This is a genomic window from Erysipelatoclostridium sp. MSK.23.31 (assembly GCF_019125875.1).
Lineage (GTDB): Bacteria > Bacillota_I > Bacilli_A > Erysipelotrichales > Coprobacillaceae > Thomasclavelia > Thomasclavelia ramosa.
This window is the reverse complement of the sequence record NZ_JAHOCB010000023.1, coordinates 39006-57979: the sequence shown is the minus strand read 5'-3', so window position 1 is coordinate 57979 and position 18974 is coordinate 39006. Positions and strand designations below refer to the sequence as shown.

General features: G+C 31.3%; 15 protein-coding genes. 13 read left to right on the top strand and 2 right to left on the bottom strand.

Features of this window, described 5'->3' with window-relative positions; translation table 11 throughout:
* The first annotated feature begins 261 nt into the window (after window positions 1-261).
* The 7 genes from clpB (at window position 262) to deoC (ending at window position 9277) form a co-directional block, all read left to right on the top strand.
* Window positions 262-2829: an ATP-dependent chaperone ClpB gene (gene clpB, locus KSU54_RS11340; RefSeq protein ID WP_008792064.1), complete on the top strand. Its 2568-nt coding sequence runs from the start codon at window positions 262-264 to the stop codon at window positions 2827-2829.
* A gap of 85 nt (window positions 2830-2914) precedes the next feature.
* Entirely contained in the window at window positions 2915-3730 is an 816-nt protein-coding gene (locus KSU54_RS11335) for a YihY/virulence factor BrkB family protein (RefSeq protein ID WP_008792063.1), read from the top strand.
* Window positions 3731-4365: 635 nt separating this feature from the next.
* Window positions 4366-5103 (top strand): 16S rRNA (uracil(1498)-N(3))-methyltransferase, encoded by a 738-nt coding sequence (locus KSU54_RS11330; protein ID WP_003534869.1) that lies wholly within the window; start codon window positions 4366-4368, stop codon window positions 5101-5103.
* The gene (locus KSU54_RS11325) at window positions 5103-5888 is read left to right on the top strand and encodes a hypothetical protein (RefSeq protein WP_009008808.1); all 786 of its coding nucleotides are present in this window, start codon (window positions 5103-5105) and stop codon (window positions 5886-5888) included. The genes KSU54_RS11330 and KSU54_RS11325 overlap by 1 nt, the downstream gene beginning before the upstream one ends.
* Window positions 5885-7171, top strand: coding sequence for a tRNA (N(6)-L-threonylcarbamoyladenosine(37)-C(2))-methylthiotransferase MtaB (gene mtaB / locus KSU54_RS11320; RefSeq protein WP_009299615.1), 1287 nt, complete (start codon window positions 5885-5887; stop codon window positions 7169-7171). The genes KSU54_RS11325 and mtaB overlap by 4 nt, the downstream gene beginning before the upstream one ends.
* On the top strand, window positions 7171-8637 hold the full coding sequence (locus tag KSU54_RS11315; RefSeq protein ID WP_117792547.1) for a UDP-N-acetylmuramoyl-L-alanyl-D-glutamate--2,6-diaminopimelate ligase: 1467 nt from the start codon (window positions 7171-7173) through the stop codon (window positions 8635-8637). Before mtaB ends, KSU54_RS11315 begins: the two co-directional genes overlap by 1 nt.
* Complete coding sequence (gene deoC, locus KSU54_RS11310) at window positions 8627-9277, top strand: deoxyribose-phosphate aldolase (protein ID WP_117792545.1); 651 nt, start codon at window positions 8627-8629, stop codon at window positions 9275-9277. The genes KSU54_RS11315 and deoC overlap by 11 nt, the downstream gene beginning before the upstream one ends.
* Window positions 9278-9394: 117 nt before the next feature.
* On the opposite strand, the gene KSU54_RS11305 is transcribed toward deoC, so the two are convergent.
* On the bottom strand, window positions 9395-10075 hold the full coding sequence (locus KSU54_RS11305) for a BglG family transcription antiterminator (protein ID WP_003534861.1): 681 nt from the start codon (window positions 10073-10075) through the stop codon (window positions 9395-9397).
* A gap of 505 nt (window positions 10076-10580) precedes the next feature.
* Here KSU54_RS11305 and pflB point away from each other — a divergent pair.
* The 3 genes from pflB to KSU54_RS11290 all read left to right on the top strand — a co-directional run bounded on the left by pflB (window position 10581) and on the right by KSU54_RS11290 (window position 14703).
* Window positions 10581-12833, top strand: coding sequence for a formate C-acetyltransferase (gene pflB / locus KSU54_RS11300; RefSeq protein WP_003534860.1), 2253 nt, complete (start codon window positions 10581-10583; stop codon window positions 12831-12833).
* A gap of 55 nt (window positions 12834-12888) precedes the next feature.
* Window positions 12889-13656, top strand: a complete 768-nt coding sequence (pflA, locus tag KSU54_RS11295) for a pyruvate formate-lyase-activating protein (protein ID WP_003534859.1) — start codon at window positions 12889-12891, stop codon at window positions 13654-13656.
* Window positions 13657-13824: 168 nt separating this feature from the next.
* Complete coding sequence (locus KSU54_RS11290) at window positions 13825-14703, top strand: ROK family protein (RefSeq protein WP_003534857.1); 879 nt, start codon at window positions 13825-13827, stop codon at window positions 14701-14703.
* A 90-nt stretch (window positions 14704-14793) separates the two neighbouring features.
* Here the strand turns inward: KSU54_RS11290 and KSU54_RS11285 are convergent, their stop codons facing one another.
* Window positions 14794-16434 (bottom strand): aryl-sulfate sulfotransferase, encoded by a 1641-nt coding sequence (locus KSU54_RS11285; protein ID WP_008792058.1) that lies wholly within the window; start codon window positions 16432-16434, stop codon window positions 14794-14796.
* A gap of 703 nt (window positions 16435-17137) precedes the next feature.
* Between KSU54_RS11285 and KSU54_RS11280 the strand changes: the two genes are divergently transcribed.
* From KSU54_RS11280 to KSU54_RS11270, 3 genes are read left to right on the top strand one after another with little or no spacing between them, the layout of a single operon-like run.
* Entirely contained in the window at window positions 17138-17455 is a 318-nt protein-coding gene (locus KSU54_RS11280; protein WP_008792057.1) for a PadR family transcriptional regulator, read from the top strand.
* Window positions 17456-17457: 2 nt separating this feature from the next.
* On the top strand, window positions 17458-18189 hold the full coding sequence (locus KSU54_RS11275) for a DUF1700 domain-containing protein (RefSeq protein WP_003534851.1): 732 nt from the start codon (window positions 17458-17460) through the stop codon (window positions 18187-18189).
* Window positions 18186-18971 (top strand): DUF4097 family beta strand repeat-containing protein, encoded by a 786-nt coding sequence (locus KSU54_RS11270; RefSeq protein WP_008792056.1) that lies wholly within the window; start codon window positions 18186-18188, stop codon window positions 18969-18971. The genes KSU54_RS11275 and KSU54_RS11270 overlap by 4 nt, the downstream gene beginning before the upstream one ends.
* Window positions 18972-18974: the final 3 nt, after the last annotated feature.

Genomic DNA, 18974 nt, shown 5'->3' with positions numbered 1-18974 from the left:
CATGATACAGTGCATGAAATGGCACGTGATGAAGCACGTCATGGAAAAGCGTTTGAAGGATTGTTAAACAGATATTTTGATAAATAATAATTGGATATTAGATTAAACTAGGGTGACAAACCCTAGTTTTTTACATCTAGACAGAAGTAGATTTAAAAATAAATATTTTAATTTTTTAGCACTTTAACCTTGACAGTGCTAAAAAGAGATGTATAATATAATTAGCACTTAGGGATATAGAGTGCTAAAGGAGTGATAGACATGAATATTGAAAAATGGACTGCCAAGATGCAAGAAGCAATTCAAAAAGCAATAACAATGGCTAGTGAAATGGGTCATCAAGTAGTTGATGTAGAGCATTTTCTATTAGCTTTGCTGGAAGACAATGCAGGTATATTATATCGAGTCTTAAGTAAGGCAAATGTCAATATTGCCGATCTACAAAATAAATTGAACGTAAGGTTGCAAGGTAAGCCGATTGTAAGTAATGTGGATATAAATAGTATTCGAATCTCATATGATTTGAATCAACTGCTTAGTTTAGCGGATAAGCAAATGCATAATTTTAAAGATGAATATCTAAGTGTAGAACATTTAATTATGGCATTATTTGAATTAAATAGTAGCTGGTTAAAAGAAATATTAAATGGTTATAATTTAAATAAGAAAAATGTAAAGAAAATTATTGATGAAATGCGAGGTGGAAATATGGTCGATAATCAAAATCCTGAAAACCAATACGAAGTATTGGAAAAATATGGACGTGATTTAACAAAAGATGTTGCCGATGGAAAACTTGATCCAGTTATTGGGCGAGATGAAGAAATTCGTCGTGTGATTCAGATCTTATCACGAAAAACAAAAAATAACCCAATTTTAATTGGTGAACCTGGTGTGGGTAAAACAGCAATAGTTGAAGGATTAGCTTGGCGTATCTTTAAAAATGACGTGCCAGTTTCTCTGCAAAATAAAACACTATATGAATTAGATCTAGGAGCACTAGTTGCAGGAGCTAAATATCGTGGTGAATTTGAAGAAAGATTGAAAGCCGTTTTAAATGAAATTAAGAAGGCTGAAGGAGATATTATCTTATTTATCGATGAAATCCACCAATTAGTTGGTGCTGGTAAAACTGATGGGGCAATGGATGCTGCAAACTTATTAAAGCCAATGTTGGCTCGTGGTGAGTTGCATTGTATTGGAGCAACAACATTAGATGAATATCGGATGTATATTGAAAAAGATGCTGCCCTTGAAAGACGTTTCCAAAAAGTTCAAGTTGATGAACCAGATCAAGATGATACAATTGCCATTCTTCGTGGTTTGAAAGATTCATTTGAATCACATCATGGAGTACAAATTACTGATAGTGCAATTATTGGTGCTGTTAATATGTCACAACGATATATAACTGACCGTTTCTTACCTGATAAAGCAATTGATCTAATCGATGAAGCTTGTGCTTCTATTCGTATGGAAATAGATTCATTACCAGAAGAGTTAGATGTTATAACACGTGAGAAAAATCGATTAGAAATGGAACGAATTTCAATTGAAAAAGAAGACAAAAATGAAGATAATGAAAAACGTTTAAATGAGATTAAAAGTCGGATTGCTTCTTTAGACGAACAAGTAAAAGGTTTAACTGACAAATGGCAAGAAGAAAAGAAATCATTGGATCATATTAAAGAATTAAAAGACCAAAAAGTAAGATTAGAAGCTTTAACGGATAAATATCAGACAGAGGGTAATTTGGAAGAAGCATCAAGAATCAAATATCAAACATTACCACAAATCGAAAAAGAAATTAAAGAATTTGAAGCTTCTAAAAAAGAAGATGACTTATTACAAGAAAAGGTCACTGTAGATACAGTTAGCGAAGTAATTGCTCGCTGGACAGGAATTCCAATGAATAAATTAATGGAATCTGAACGTGAAAAATTATTAAAGTTAGATGCTGCGTTAAAGGTACGGGTAATCGGTCAAGATGAAGCAATTGAAAAAGTTAGTGATGCAATTTTAAGATCAAGAGCAGGAATCAATGATGAAAATCGTCCAATTGGAAGTTTCCTATTCTTAGGTCCAACTGGAGTTGGTAAAACAGAAGTAGCTAAGTCATTAGCTGAGCAATTATTTGATACAGAGCGAAATATAGTTAGAATTGATATGTCAGAATACATGGAAAAATTCAGTGTTTCTCGTTTAGTTGGAGCGCCACCAGGATATGTTGGATATGAAGAAGGTGGACAATTAACAGAAGCTGTGCGTCGTCATCCTTATAGTATTGTTTTATTGGATGAAATTGAAAAAGCACATCCCGAAGTATTTAATATCTTGTTGCAAGTGTTAGATGATGGTCGAATTACTGACTCTAAAGGAAATCTAGTCAGCTTTAAAAATACGATTATCATTATGACTTCAAATATCGGTTCAAATTACTTATTAGAAGGTAATAATAGTGATACAAGAGCAGCGGTTGATAATGAATTGAAAGCACATTTCAAACCAGAATTCTTAAATCGTATTGATGAGATTGTTTATTTTAACTCATTAGATCAAGCGGTTGTTAATAAAATTATTGATAAATTTATTAAACAACTATCTGATCGTTTAAGTGATAAAAAGATCACTATTACAGTAAGTGATAGAGCTAAAGCTGTAATTAGTGAACAAGGTTATGATGTAACATTTGGTGCACGACCACTAAAACGTTTTATTCAGTCACGAATCGAAACATTGGTTGCTCGTGAAATGATTAAAGGTGATATTAAAAATGGAAGTCATGTATTAGTTGACTTTGATGATGATTTTAAATTAGCGATTCAATAAGTTAAAGGTGTTCTTTGAACACCTTTAACTATTTTTTTGTATGCATTTTTGTGATATAGTTAACAATAAAGAGGGATGGTGGATTATGGAAAGATTTCAAAGAGTTGTAATGAAATTTATTTCGCCCCAGGGAAACTTGTTTCGTTATTCGTTAAGTTTTTGTGTTTTGTTAGCTTTATTGCCGGCACTGATTATTTTTTTAAAGGTTTTTCAAACGGATATTTTAAGTGCGCCTAATTTAATTAATTTACTATATGATTATGTTCCTGAAACAATTTTAGCACCTTTTGTTGAGTATGTAATGTCACAAGAATATACAACATTTGTATCATTGATTATTTCAATGGGATTTTCTATTTATTTAGCGAGTAATGCTTTTTATTCTTTTATGTTGATTTCAATGACTGATGAAGGTTTTGATACTTATGCGATTTTAGTGCGAATTAAAGCTATCGTAGTTTTTGTTTTGTTAGTAATTGGTTTAGTAGGATTAACATTATTTAATTATTTAGTACCAATTAACAGCACAATTGTTATGTTGGCTGGTTTATTTATTGTATTTTACTGTTTTTATCGATATTTATCATTTGAAAAAAAACCATTATCATATGGCTTGATTGGAGCTGCTTTTACTAGTGCATGCATTGTTTTAATTGGAGTATTCTTTTTCTATATTGTCAATCATTATACACGATATAATGCTTTGTATGGGCCGCTTGCCAGCTTAGTAATCATGCTGATTTCAATTTATTTAATTTCTAGTGTAATATATTTTGGTTATTGTTTAAATCATGAGTATGGTAAGTCTTTTTCTAAAAGAACTTACAAACATCAAAAGTTTTATGATTATGGAAATAATTTTTTGGATAAAATCGTAGAAAAATTTGGAAAATTAATTTGAAATTTTACTGAAATTGGATTATATTTTTATTAATGGTTTCACTAAAAATATTGATAATATTCATTTCCGTGTTATATTTATACCATAGAAGGATTGTTGCTTTGAAGAGGTAAGACCAGATATATTTTTGTGTTTTTAGGCAAAATTATATTTGGTTTTTTTATTGGGAGGGAGTGATAAGAGAGCTATGATATCATTAGATGGCAAAGGGTAACTTCACACTCAGACAGTTAAATTATTATCTAAAGTAACGAATGAAACAGATGGGTCATCATTTATGACGGAAAAGAATGCAATGATAAAAATTTCTGCTAAAGAAACAGAAATAACTGGTAAAAATGCCAAACCACAAATAATTCCAGAGTTACGTGAATAGGTAGCGAGTGACTATCGAGTTTTAACAAGTTGTGAAATTGTAATAGGGGACAATAATAATTTAAAAAAGGTGATATTTGTAGTGAACTGAATAAGTTGTGGTCCAACTTATTCAGTTCACTACATTTTGCTTATGGAAATCAACTTTTTAATTTACTAAATTAATACTGATAAAAATAGAAGAAAAAGTAAAAAAAGTGATGTCGTTTATTGCTTTTCTCTGTCGATAATTCGTGTTAGAATGTTAGCGGAGGTCTATTATGCAACGATATTTTATAAATGAAGATTTAACAAGTAAACAACAACTAATTTTACCGGATGATGATTTGCATCATGTTAAAAAGGTAATGCGAAATATAAATGGTGATGAAATTATCTGTATAGATAATGCTGGACAAGTATATTATGGCGTAATTGAAGATATTGAGATAGGTTTAGTTAAAATTGATAAGCGGCTTGAAGAAAATAATGAATTAGATGTCGAGATAACTTTAGTTTATGCTCTACCCAAAGGGGATAAATTTGAATTAGTATTACAAAAAGCTACAGAACTTGGTGTCAAGCGTATTGTTCCAATTCAAACAAAGCGTTGCGTAGTAAAGATGGATGAGCAAAAGTTTGCTAAAAAAATCACTCGTTATCGAAAAATATTAAAAGAGGCTGCAGAACAGTCATGGCGTAATTTTATTCCAGAAATTACTAATGTAATCAAACTAGAACAGCTTGATCAATATTTAGGTGATCATAATCTAGTAGCTTTTGAAGAACTTGCTAAACAAGGTGAACATATGGTGCTAAAACAAACATTAGACCAATTATCTTCAGGTGATAAAATTACTATTGTAGTTGGAAGTGAAGGCGGCTTTGAACTTGATGAAATTGAGATGATGAATAAATTAGGAATTAAAGCTTGTTCACTAGGAAAAAGAATTTTGAGAAGTGAAACAGCTCCATTATATTTTTTAAGTGTAATTGGTTATGCTAGGGAGATTGGATAATGAGTATATTGGATTTATTAAATAAATATCGTTATGAAATAAAATTAAATAAGACAGGATTATATAATTTTGTGACTGGTGGTAATAAAGAGCTGGCAGGAGAAGGCTTTAATTATAAACTAAAGACACCGGAAGATTTATTTGCATATGAAGTTATTTTAAATGGAATTAGGACAAAAATAGCGATTGATGAGTGTTATAATAAATTTATGGCAGCTAATTATGATATTTTTGAATATGTGAATTATGAAGAAAAAAGAAAAATGTTTAATCATGATGAAGAAAAGATAATTAATAATTTCCCAAGTTTTCAAGATCATCAAAGTGGAGAAATAATTTATATTCCTTATTTAGAACCGTTTATAAACAGATATTATGCTAATGATTATCAATTAGTAACACTAAAACAACATCAAGTTTATTTAAATAGTTATGCTAAAACAATAGATAAAGTTATTGAATTATATGGAATACAACCATACAATTCACAATTTTCATCGTTGCAGCTGGTTGGTCAAGATGATGAAAGTTATTATTTTTATCATGATGATTTTAAAACGGTATATCAATTTAATGGACAAAATTATCGTATTGCAAATGAAATTAATTTAATTGATCGATATACAAAAGAATACCCTAATCTTAATTTGATTAAGGAAGCAATGGTTAAATTAGCTAATAGTCAGGATGATGAAGAAATATTAGAGTTTTTATATGAGAATAAATTTGTTGGTGATAAGACCTACAAAAAATTAATAAAGAAATTAAAAAAGGTGAGTAAATGAAGACAGTAGCATTTCATACATTAGGATGTAAAGTAAATACATATGAATCCAACGCAATGTTGAAGATTTTTAATGAAGCAGGATATCAAGAAGTTGACTTTAAACAAGTTGCTGATGTTTATGTTATCAATACTTGTACAGTTACAAATACGGGTGATAGTAAATCACGTCAAATGATTCGCAAGGCAATTCGTAAGAACCCTAAAGCGACTATTTGTGTAGTTGGGTGTTATAGTCAGACAGCCCCGGAGGAAATTGAAAAAATCGAAGGTGTTGGTGTTGTTCTTGGAACTCAATACCGTAGTGATATAGTCAAATATGTTGATGAGCATTTGGAAACTGGAGAAATGGTCATTAAAGTTGATAATGTAATGAATCTAAGGAAGTTTGAAGATCTAAATATTGATCGATTTAAAAATACACGGGCATTTTTAAAAATTCAAGATGGATGTAATAATTTTTGTACTTATTGTATTATTCCTTATGCTAGAGGAAGAGTGCGTTCAAGACAAAAAGAAAGTGTGTTAAACCAAGCCCAAAGGCTAGTTGACAATGGATATGTTGAAATTGTCTTAACTGGAATTCATACAGCTGGTTATGGTGAGGATCTAGATGACTATAGTTTTTATGAACTGCTAGTAGATTTAGTGAAGATCAAAGGCTTAAAGCGATTAAGAATCTCATCGATTGAAACAAGTCAAATTAGTGATGAAATTATTGATTTAATCGGCTCAAATGAGATTATCGTAGATCATTTACATGTTCCTTTACAAGCTGGAAGTGATGCTACTTTGAAGCGGATGAATCGTAAATATACAACAGCTGAATATCTAGAAAAAATTAATAAGATTCGCAGTTATTTACCAAATATTGCTTTTACGACAGATGTAATAGTTGGTTTTCCTGGAGAAACGGACGAGGAGTTTGAAGAAACATATAACTTTATTAAACAAGTTAATTATAGTGAATTACATGTTTTTCCATATTCACCACGAAAAAATACGCCAGCAGCTAAAATGAAAGATCAGGTAAATGATCAAATTAAGCATGAACGAGCTAATCGTTTATTGCAGTTATCGAAAGAGCTAAATCATGAGTTTGCTTTAAAACAGATTGGAAAAACTTTAAAAGTTTTATTTGAAAAAAGAGATGGAGAATATTTAATTGGTCATGCTGGTGATTATTTAAAAGTTAAAGTTAAAACAGCTGATAATTTAATTGGTGAGATCGTAACGATCAAAATTGATAAATATGATGAAATTTTGGAAGGAAGGGTTGTTTAATGAAACGCTTAAATGAATTGTTTGATACTGACAACGATATGAAAATCTATTCAATTCATAGTGATTCAAGATATGTAAAACCTTATTCGATTTTCTTTTGCATTGAAGGTTTAAGTGTTGATGGACATCGTTATGTTGAAGATGCTGTTTTTCAGGGTGCAAAAGTAATCGTTCATTCCAAAGATCTTAATTATTACCATGATAAGATTATTTATTTTCGGGTTGAGAATACTTTAGTAGAACTTAATCGTGTTTCAAATCTTTTTTATGATTGTCCAAGTAATAAAATGAAAATTATCGGAGTTACTGGCAGCAGTGGTAAGACGGTAGTTGCTTCAATGATTAAAGATGCTATGGCAAAATATTGTAGTAGTGGATATATAGGAACGATTTCGTTAGAATATAATGGCCGTAAAGAGGAATGTCCTTATACCACTCCAGAAGCTCTGTATTTGCAACGAAAATTGTTTGAAATGAATAGAGCTGGGGTCAAAGTTGTTGCAATGGAGGCATCAAGTCATGGTTTGGCTTTAGGACGTGTTGACGGGATTAATTTTAATATTGCTGTAATGACTAATATTGGGGCTGAACATTTAGATTTCCATGGAACAAAGGAACAATATGTTTTAGCTAAACAAAAATTATTTGAAATGATTAAACCGACGGGATGGGCGATTTTAAATAGTGATGATTTAAATTTTATGACTTTAAAAAATAATACCCAAGGACGCATTTTGACTTACGGAATTGAAATTGAAAGTGATATTATGGCTAAAAATATTCAATTACATTTAGATCATAGTGAGTTTGATATTTCATTTAAAGGAAATACTTTTCATGTTAATTCCCCAGTAATCGCAATGTTCAATATTTATAATGTCTTGGCTTTAACCGGTGTGTTGATTGCTATGGGATGTGATGATAAGATGGTCATTGATGCAGTTGAAAATGTAAAACCGATCGAAGGGCGAATGGAACTGATTCAAACAGAACAACAGTTTGCAGTTATTATTGATTATTGTCAACACATTAGTAATTATGAAGCTATTTTTGAATATGTTGATGGAGTTCGACAAGGGCATGGGCGAATTATTGCGGTTTTAGGGGCTCCTGGGAAGCGTAATTACAAATTACGTAAGGAACTTGGGCAATTAGCGAATCGATACTTAGATCATGTTATTTTGACACAATTGGATGATCGTGGTGAAGATGTTTATGAAATTTGTAAAACGATTCAAAAAGAAATTATCGATATTAATAGTGTAATTATCGAGTCACGTCAGATTGCAATTGAACAGGCAATCGAGATAGCTTGTAAAGATGATATCATTTTGATTCTTGGTAAGGGACATGAAAAGTTTATTTCACTCGATGTAGGACAAGTAGATTATCCTGGTGATAGCCAAATTGTTAAAGAGGCACTTGAAAGAATATATTATAAAGGAGAAGATGAAGATGAATTATAATAAAATGATTGACCACACTGTATTAAAAGCTGATGCAACTAAAGCAATGGTTGCTAAAATTATTGATGAAGCAAAAGAGTATAACTTTGCTTCAGTATGTGTTAATCCAACCTGGGTAGCTTATTGCGCTCAAGCTCTAGCTGATAGTGATGTTAAAGTATGTACTGTGATTGGATTTCCTTTAGGAGCTAATACAAGTACCGTTAAAGCGTTTGAAACAAAGGATGCTATTGCTAATGGTGCTGATGAAATTGATATGGTTATTAACATTGGAGCACTAAAAGATGGGAATACCGATCTAGTCTTTAATGACATTAAGGCAGTTGTTGATGCTGCTGCGGGTAAATGTGTAAAAGTGATTATTGAAACCTGTCTTCTTACCGATGAAGAAATTGTTACAGTATGTAAATTAGCTAAGGAAGCTCAAGCAACATTTGTTAAAACATCGACTGGTTTTTCAACAGGAGGGGCTACACCTGAAGCTGTTTCTTTGATGAAACAAACTGTTGGAGATGATTTAGAAGTAAAGGCATCTGGTGGAGTGCGGACAATTGAAGACATGGAAAAAGTTGTAGCTGCAGGAGCTACAAGAATTGGAACTAGTGCGGGATGTAAATTGGTTAAAAATAATAATTCATAACACGAATAAGTGAGTTGGTTATTTTAAATAAATAAAAAATATCTTCATTTATTACTGTTTAGTTAGAAAACTGACTAAGCACAACGAAATGAAGATATTTTTATTTAGATATTTATTTTATTCATCGATGCGATTATTAGCAACAACAAAATGTAATGCGATAAAAGCTAATTCATCATCATCGAATGATAGATTTAAATCATGTCTAACAACATCATTTAAAATCTTACTATAATTAAATTCCTCTTGATGACGTTCGATTATTTTTTCTTTTAAAGGATTTTCAACAAGTTGACCATTTGCAAGACGTTCTAAAGCTGGTTCTAAATGTAAACCGATAGCAACGAATAATTTATCATCATTTCTAAAGTCTTTATGATAGTCTTGATAAATTGTATACATTGTTTCTCTTAAAATCTTAAAAACTTGATCGTCAAGTAAATCAAAACCAGAATTTATTTCTAAATCTAATTTTTGATTTTTTGATAGATACATGGAAACCAATGAAATCTCAGCTTCAGGAAAATCAATTTCAAATTCACGTGCTAAACGGTCGCATAACATTTTTGCATATGGATAACTATGATCTTGTTTATATGAAGCGATTTGACTGTTACTCATGGGAATATAATTATTTGATTTGATCCGGATAATTGCAATGGTTAAATGTACTGAGAGATTATTGATTGAATTTTCTGAAAGAAATAAATCATAGTCATCAGCAGTATTTTTAATGATATTAGTAATTAGTACTTTTGTTTGATCAAAATCAGTATTGGTGTTGAATGTTAAATCCATTTTGTACCCTCCTAACAACTAGATATTACTATATAATAAATTGAAAAAAAAATCTACTATTTAATAGATTTAATTTTTAATGTAAAAATATTTTTATTTTATTAAATAGATAATAAAATCGTGGTAATATAATATATTCGTTTATTTTAAATTTATTAATAAAAATCTTTAAAAGTTAAAAAAAGTATTTGTAAGCGCTAACAAAACAACTGTTTCATTATATCTTAAAAAATGATTAAAATTTGTTGAAAATAATTTGTTTTTTTGGTGCAAATGACTTGAATTATAAAAACAATTTATAATATAATGCAGTCGTGGATAACAAAGGAAAATAAAGTTATTTTCCAAAATATAGTGTGTGTTATTCTTATTATGTAAGTGCATTACGATAGTAGTAGAATATTAGTCTTGATGACATCCCTTGCAAATCCATCAGATTATTATTTAAAACTTAAGTAAGAAACTTAACTAACAGTTATTAAATTTCAAGGAGGAAGAAAGAAACATGTTAGAAAAAGATCAATGGAATGGCTTTAAAGGTAGACTTTGGAAAGAGGAAGTGAACGTACGTGACTTCATCCAAAATAACTACAAGCCATATGATGGTGATGAATCATTCTTGGCTGGACCTACTGAAGCTACAGATAAATTATGGGGTAAATTACAAGAACTTCAAAAAGAAGAACGCGCTAAAGGTGGAGTATTAGATATGGAAACTCATGTGGTTTCTGGATTAACTGCTTATGGTGCTGGATATATTGACGAAGAACTTAAAGATTTAGAAGCAGTTGTAGGGTTACAAACTGATAAACCTTTAAAAAGAGCATTTATGCCTTATGGTGGTATCAAGATGGCACAACAAGCTTGTGAAACTTATGGATATACACCAGATCCTGAATTAGGAAGAATCTTTACAGAATATCATAAAACTCATAACCAAGGGGTTTTCGATGTATATACACCAGAAATCAGATTAGCTCGTCGTAATAAAATCATCACAGGTTTACCAGATACTTATGGACGTGGACGTATCGTTGGTGATTATCGTCGTGTTGCTTTATATGGTATTGATTTCTTAATTGAAGAAAAACAAAATGATTTAGCACATTGCGGAAGTGGATCAATGAGAGATGATACTATCCGTCAACGTGAAGAATTAGCTGAACAAATTAAAGCATTAAATGGTATGAAGAAAATGGCTGAAGCTTATGGTTTCGATATTTCTGAACCAGCTAAAAATGCTAAAGAAGCAGTTCAATGGTTATATTTCGGATATTTAGCTGCTATCAAAACTCAAAATGGTGCTGCTATGTCAGTTGGACGTGTATCAACATTCTTAGACATCTATCTTGAAAGAGATTTAGAAGCTGGAATTATCACAGAAGCTGAAGCTCAAGAATTAATTGATCATTTAGTAATGAAATGTAGAATGGTTAAATTCGCTCGTATTCCTTCTTACAACCAATTATTCTCTGGTGACCCAGTATGGGCTACACTAGAAGTTGCAGGACTTGGAACTGATGGACGTTCTATGGTTACTAAAAATGATTTCCGTTTCTTACACACATTAGAAAACATGGGGCCTTCACCAGAACCAAACTTAACAGTATTATATACTGCTGCATTACCAGAAAATTTCAAAAAATATGCAGCTAAGATTTCAATTGATACTAGCTCAGTACAATATGAAAATGATGATGTAATGCGTCCTGTATGGGGTGATGATTATTCAATTTGCTGTTGTGTATCTGCAACTCAAACTGGTAAAGAAATGCAATTCTTCGGAGCTCGTGCTAACTTAGCTAAATGTTTATTATACGCTATCAATGGTGGTATCGATGAAAAAACAAAAACTCAAGTAGCTCCAAAATATCGTCCAATCACTTCTGAATATTTAGATTACGAAGAAGTAATGGAAAGATATGACCAAATGATGGAATGGTTAGCTGATATTTATGTAAATACACTTAACTTAATCCAATATATGCATGATAAATATTATTATGAAGCAGCTGAAATGGCTTTAATTGATACAGATGTAAGACGTACATTTGCAACTGGTATTGCTGGATTCTCTCATGTAGTAGATTCATTAAGTGCAATTAAATATGCGAAAGTTAAAACAGTTCGTGATGAAGATGGTATTGCAATTGATTACGAAATTGAAGGAGACTTCCCTCGTTATGGTAACGATGATGATCGTGCTGATGATATTGCAGTATGGTTATTAAAAGAATTCTTAAATAAACTTAAAAAACATCACACTTACCGTGATTCAGAACCAACTACTTCTATCTTAACAATTACTTCTAATGTTGTTTATGGTAAAGCTACTGGTTCATTACCTGATGGACGTAAAGCTGGTGAACCATTATCACCAGGTGCTAACCCTTCTTACGGTGCAGAACAATCTGGTTTATTAGCTTCATTAAATTCTGTTGCTAAATTACCATACGAATGGGCATTAGATGGTATTTCTAATACTCAAACAATCAGCCCTGATACTTTAGGTCATGATGAAGAAGAACGTAAAACTAATTTAGTTCAAGTAATGGATGGATACTTTGCACAAGGTGCTCATCACTTAAATGTAAACGTATTTGGAACTGAAAAATTAATTGATGCTATGGAACATCCAGAAAAAGAAGAATATGCAAACTTCACAATTCGTGTATCTGGATATGCAGTTAAATTCATTGATTTAACTCGTGAACAACAAATGGATGTTATTTCAAGAACTTGCCATAAATCTATGTAATAGTTATTGAAAAATAAGCATAACAACAGCCTCTTAATTAAAAGAGGCTGTTTTAATGAAAAAGGAGATTAACATGGAAACAGCAATCAAGGGTTTTGTACATTCTATTGAAAGTTTCGGTTCAGTTGATGGTCCGGGAATACGCTATATAATCTTTCTACATGGATGCCCGTTACGCTGTAAATTCTGTCATAATCCAGATACTTGGGCTAATGCTAAGTCGACAATGGAAATGACACCTCAAGAAGCAATTGCTAAAGCACTTAAATACAAGAGCTATTGGGGAAATGATGGTGGAATTACAGTTAGTGGTGGTGAACCATTATTACAAATTGATTTTTTAATTGAATTATTTAAATTAGCGAAAAAAGAAGGAATCAATACTTGTATTGATACTAGTGGTGGTAATTTTACTAGAGAAGAACCGTTTTTTTCTAAATTTAATGAATTAATGAAATATACAGATTTATTATTAGTAGACCTTAAACATATTGATAGTACACAGCATCAAGAGTTAACAGGAAAAGGTAATGATAATATTTTAGATATGGCAAAATATTTAAGTACGATAAATAAACCTGTTTGGATTCGTCATGTTTTAGTACCGGGTATCAGTGATAAAGATGAATATTTAACAGAATTAGATAAATTTATTAGTACTTTGAATAATGTTAAGAAAGTGGAAGTTTTACCTTATCATACACTAGGAGTATTTAAATGGGAAGAACTAGGGATTCCTTATCAATTAGACGGAATTAACCCACCAAATCAAGAGCGTATTGATAACGCTAATAAATTATTACATACGGATAAATATAGATAGTTTAATACTATCTATATTTTTTTAGATGAAACGTAGTTTCATGAATTTGATGATTTTACGAAAACTTATGAAACATCTTGTCAAAAGTTTCTGTTTTTGCACTTAAACTATTCATTTGTATAGTAAATTAAGCTATAATGGAAATGTAAAAATGAGGAGGAAGAATAGATGAAATTAGGTGCAATTGAAGCTGGAGGAACTAAATTCGTAGTTTGTATTGGTGATGAATTTGGAAATGTAATAGAAAGAGATTCTTTCCCAACTGAAACTCCAGAAGAAACAATGGCGAATATTTTTAAATTTTTTGATGGAAAAGATATTGAGGCACTTGGAGTCGGATGTTTTGGACCAATCGATCCAGATTTAAACAGTCCAACTTATGGATATATTACAACAACACCAAAACCAGGATGGGGTAACTTTAATATCATGGGTGCTTTAAAGGAACGTTATGATATTCCTATGGGATTCGATACTGATGTTAATGGTGCTGCTTTAGGTGAAGCTTATTTTGGTGCAGCCAAAGGTTTAGACAGTGCTTTGTATATGACAATTGGTACAGGAATTGGATGTGGTGCTATTGTTGAAGGAAATTTAGTTCATGGGTTATTACATCCAGAAATGGGACACATGAATATGATTGTTCGTGAAGACGATACTTATGCAGGTAAATGTCCTTTCCACGGTACGTGTTTTGAAGGTTTAGCAGCAGGACCGGCAATTGAAGCACGTTGGGGTAAAAAAGGTTTTGAATTACCGGCTGACCATCCTGCTTGGGATTTAGAAGCTTACTATATCGGTCAGGCTCTAGCAACTTATGTTTTAGTTATTTCACCAAAGAAAATCATCTTAGGTGGTGGGGTCTCAAAACAAAAACAAATGTTCCCATTAATTCATAAATATTTAAGAGAATTCTTAAATGGATATATTCAAAAAGATGAAATTTTAACGGATAAGATTGATGATTATATTGTATCACCTGCTTTAGGTGATAATGCTGGTGTGTGTGGTGCTCTAGCATTAGCAAAACAGGCATTAGAAAAATAAATAAAAAGAGCTTAGGCTCTTTTTATTTAAATTAATTAGTATATTAAATATGATAAATATCTATACATAGATTAAAAAATGACTATTGGGTTATTGAAACCAATAGTCATTATAATCATATTTAAAGACACGATAAACGAATTTGCCCCCGGTTGTTGTGAATTTTTTGATCAAAGTACCAAATTGATCATATTCGCCCCATGACATTGCCATTCCGCTATCAATAATAATATTGTTATCAAGTTCTTGGACACTGCTTACATAACCAGAGTAATCAACGGGGATTGTATTAACCAAAGAAACAGTACGGTTATTTTCATCAATTAAATATTTATAATAATAAGAAATACCGTTTTTAGTATCGTAAGAAACATTTTGATAATTATCATCTTCTTTCCAATTATAATCGCTGCGAGTTGTACTGACTGCTAGATTATTATTATATAGATATAAATAATATTGTCCGCTGGCAAGAGTGGCATCTTCAACATAGGTAACACAGTGCTGTCCTGCCTGCAATGAAAAGTCACTTGTCTTAGTCAAAAGTAAATCATCGTAACCACTTTCTTGCCAGAAATTATTAGAACCGATCATATAGTCAACTGTTGGATTACTATAAATATTATCTAACTTCATAATTGTTGAAGTTTCTCGTGAACTAATGATCAAACTATCTTTTCCAACTAGTTCAAGTGAGTTGATATGCATCCAATCTAAATCATCTGCAGAATCTGGCTTGGCGGTAGTTTTATAGTAATCTGGAAAGAGTTCAATTAAATCAACAAGTTCTGTGATAGCTTTAGTATTATGATCAATCATAATGATTTTATCTTCACTAGTTACCGCATTCTTTTTACTGGCTAAAACAATTAAGTTATTTTGACTGTCGAAAATATAGTCATGATGCAATTTGTAATCACCAGTAGAATAAATTGTCGAAACATAACCAGTTTGATCAACTCCTACGATCTTTGTGCTTGAAACACTTAAATACATAGTATTATCTTCGAATAAAATTCGATGACTGCGGTATGAAATGATAGGAATTTCACTTCTAATCACGCCATCGTTATCATATAATCGCATATAGGTCTGTTCATCATTTTCTTCGGTTACATCATTACCTAAAACGGTGTATAAACCGTTGCTTAGCGCTGATGTAGTATCATAACTTTCAGTTGCAACGCTGAGATATTGATCACCGCCTGATAATTTAGGTGCTTGATAGCTCCACGTAATAGAATCAACTTGTTTGCCATTGGTATCCGTTAATGTAACAGTAATAGTGTTTTTAGCATCGGGAATAGATCCGATTAGCAAATATTCATGTTCTTTAGAAAAGCCGCTTAAACTATTAGTATTAAGTGTTCTGGTGAAGTCTTCGTATCCTTCGCAACTGATGGTATATGTCGCAACGCATTGATAATCAGTTGTAAAATACATATAGATTCCTGTGGTGTTTGTTCCATAAGGATTTTCAATTAACAAGGGATTGTTAAAAGTGTAATTATTTATTTGTTTAATCTTTTTAATCTGCTGATAAATATTTTTTTGATATTTATCACTGTAAATAGTTTCCGGATCACTAGTGGTATTTTTTAATTGTGTATAGGGACGACTATTTTCATCATCACTAGAGGCCTCGGTAACTAAGGGACCGTTAAAGATAAAGCATAACGCAATAATGCTAAATACTAATAGTCCAATCAATATATTTTTAACCTTCTTCATTATTACCTCCTTGAAAATATTATTAAAAATGAATATGTGAAAAATATCTTAAAAAAAACAATAATTAACAAAGTGATAAAATTTTATTTATGTTAATAGCCTATGGGAAAACGTTGATGAAAATTGCAATGTCATAATTTTAAAATTTGATGATTGTAAATCATGAAAAGGAATTATTCAGTTACGATGAAATACATCTTATTTTAAATAAGCGGAATATTATCAGATGGGCAGTGAAATTAAATTTTGAGAATGGATAAGATATTAGTGCTTTTATTTGTTATAATCTAAAATTCTCCAGAATTTTCAAATGGCTTCATATACAAGCAGCTTAATTATAGTAATCGCTTGGGATGTGATGAATATTGGATAGCGTTATTAAAAGTTTGGGCAATTGAGAATCAATGCGATGTTTTGGAGGCGAATCGTGTTGGTTATGGCGTTTTATTTGAGCTATGAGACATTTAGAACAATGAAATTACTGATAGAGGAAAAATTATTTATACATATATTGGATATGTATGTTAGAAATAACAAAAACTTTAAAGAAATTTAAGGAAGGAGTACATACCTGTAACTAATGAGAAACATCAAATGATGTTTCTTTTTTTATAATATATAATAATTATATATTATTAGTTGACAGATAATACTATATAGAATATAATATTATTGAAAGATAAATATGAAAGGAGCTGGGCTTATGATATTTAATACAGGAGCTGCATTGCTAGATGCAATTGTTCTTTCAGTAGTTTCCAAGGAGGCCGAGGGAACTTATGGTTACAAAATTACACAAGATGTTAGAATTGCTCTTGATGTTTCAGAATCGACCTTGTATCCTGTTTTAAGAAGATTATTAAAGGATAATTGTTTAGAAACATATGATCAAGAGTATGGTGGGAGAAATCGACGTTATTATAAAATAACGTCACAAGGACAAGCTCAACTTGAGATGTATAAAGGGGAATGGCATGAGTATGTGCGTAAGATCAATAAAATTATTGAAGGGGGGAAATAATTATGAATCGTAAAAAGTTTATTGAAGAACTAGCATTTTTACTTCAAGATATTGAAGATGCTGAACGAGAAGAAGCTATGCAATATTATGAAGATTATTTTGATGAAGCTGGTCCAGAAAATGAACAGCAGGTTATAAATGATTTAGGCTCTCCTGAACGGGTTGCAGCGATCATTAAAGCTGGTTTAGATAATCAGTTTGATCAGGATATTGAGTATAGTGAAAAAGGGATGGATAATTCAAATTATAAACAATCTCGTGAAATTATTGATGCTAAAATTATTAGTGAAGAGGAGACAGCTGCTGATGATAATAATGATTATCAAAATAATAAACGTCACAAGAATAATTTTAGAGGAAATTCCGACCGAAATCGAATCTTATTAATATTTATCATTATTGGGGCTGTTTTTCTAGCTTTACCAGTAGGTGGTGGGATTCTTGGTTTAGGATTAGGTTTTTTTGGAGCTGTATTTGGCCTTGGAGTTGGTATTTTGTGTGGTGGAGCCGCTTGTTTGATTGGTGCGATAGTCTGCTTTGTCAAAGCATTTATGATTATTGCAGCGTATCCAGGCGCAGGATTGATTACCATGGCGGCAGGATGTGCTTTAATTGCTTTAGCATTCGTCTTTTTCTGGTTAGCTAAAGGTTTGATTAAAATAATCCCTGCTGTTATTAGAGGAATCGTTGATTTTTGTCAAAATATATTTAATAGGGTAGGTGATCGGCGATGAAAAAAATAGGGTATGTGGCATTAGGATCGTTGTTGCTTGCAATTGTATTGTTCATCAGCGGTACGATGATTGGTGGTTTTTCAGAACTGGAAACTCTTTATGATAAGGGTGATTTTACAATCAGTCTACCTATTACTAAAACGATGGATGTAACAAAAGAATTTACAGACATTAAAAATTTGGAAATTCAAGCAGAAGCTGGAACTGTTGAATTAATTGAATATGAAGGTAGTACAATTAAAGTTGAAGCAAAAAATGTGAGCAAAAAAATTAAATTATATCAAGAACAAAACACTTTGATTGTAAAGGATAGTTTTAGATTTTGGCATCTTATAAATGTTACTGATATAACAACTAGAATTAAAATTTATATACCGAATAGCTATGAATTTAATAAGGTTGAATTAGAAGTAGATGCTGGAGAATTGATTGTTCCTAATTTGAAGGCTAATGATGTTGAAATTGATGTGGATGCTGGAAGTTTTAAGGCCGAAAATATTATTGCATCATATACTAAAGTAGACGTTGATGCCGGGGATGCACGGATTAACTTGTTGAATAGTTATCGAAGTGAATTTAACTGCGATGCTGGAGATATTGATGCAACAATGGTAGGTAGTGAATCAGATTACAGTTATGAAGTCGATAGTGATGTTGGTGATATTAGTATTGGAAGTTATCGAAGTGACGGACTGAGTGATGAATATAGTCATAGTGGCGGTCAACGTAAAATAGAAGCTGATTGTAATGTTGGAAGTATTAGAATTAAGATGGAGGTGTAAGAA

Coding starts and splice junctions, on each gene's coding strand:
- clpB (WP_008792064.1), top strand. CDS start 262: ATGAATATTGAAAAATGGACTGCCAAGATGCAAGAAGCAATTCAAAAA.
- KSU54_RS11335 (WP_008792063.1), top strand. CDS start 2,915: ATGGAAAGATTTCAAAGAGTTGTAATGAAATTTATTTCGCCCCAGGGA.
- KSU54_RS11330 (WP_003534869.1), top strand. CDS start 4,366: ATGCAACGATATTTTATAAATGAAGATTTAACAAGTAAACAACAACTA.
- KSU54_RS11325 (WP_009008808.1), top strand. CDS start 5,103: ATGAGTATATTGGATTTATTAAATAAATATCGTTATGAAATAAAATTA.
- mtaB (WP_009299615.1), top strand. CDS start 5,885: ATGAAGACAGTAGCATTTCATACATTAGGATGTAAAGTAAATACATAT.
- KSU54_RS11315 (WP_117792547.1), top strand. CDS start 7,171: ATGAAACGCTTAAATGAATTGTTTGATACTGACAACGATATGAAAATC.
- deoC (WP_117792545.1), top strand. CDS start 8,627: ATGAATTATAATAAAATGATTGACCACACTGTATTAAAAGCTGATGCA.
- KSU54_RS11305 (WP_003534861.1), bottom strand. CDS start 10,075: ATGGATTTAACATTCAACACCAATACTGATTTTGATCAAACAAAAGTA.
- pflB (WP_003534860.1), top strand. CDS start 10,581: ATGTTAGAAAAAGATCAATGGAATGGCTTTAAAGGTAGACTTTGGAAA.
- pflA (WP_003534859.1), top strand. CDS start 12,889: ATGAAAAAGGAGATTAACATGGAAACAGCAATCAAGGGTTTTGTACAT.
- KSU54_RS11290 (WP_003534857.1), top strand. CDS start 13,825: ATGAAATTAGGTGCAATTGAAGCTGGAGGAACTAAATTCGTAGTTTGT.
- KSU54_RS11285 (WP_008792058.1), bottom strand. CDS start 16,434: ATGAAGAAGGTTAAAAATATATTGATTGGACTATTAGTATTTAGCATT.
- KSU54_RS11280 (WP_008792057.1), top strand. CDS start 17,138: ATGATATTTAATACAGGAGCTGCATTGCTAGATGCAATTGTTCTTTCA.
- KSU54_RS11275 (WP_003534851.1), top strand. CDS start 17,458: ATGAATCGTAAAAAGTTTATTGAAGAACTAGCATTTTTACTTCAAGAT.
- KSU54_RS11270 (WP_008792056.1), top strand. CDS start 18,186: ATGAAAAAAATAGGGTATGTGGCATTAGGATCGTTGTTGCTTGCAATT.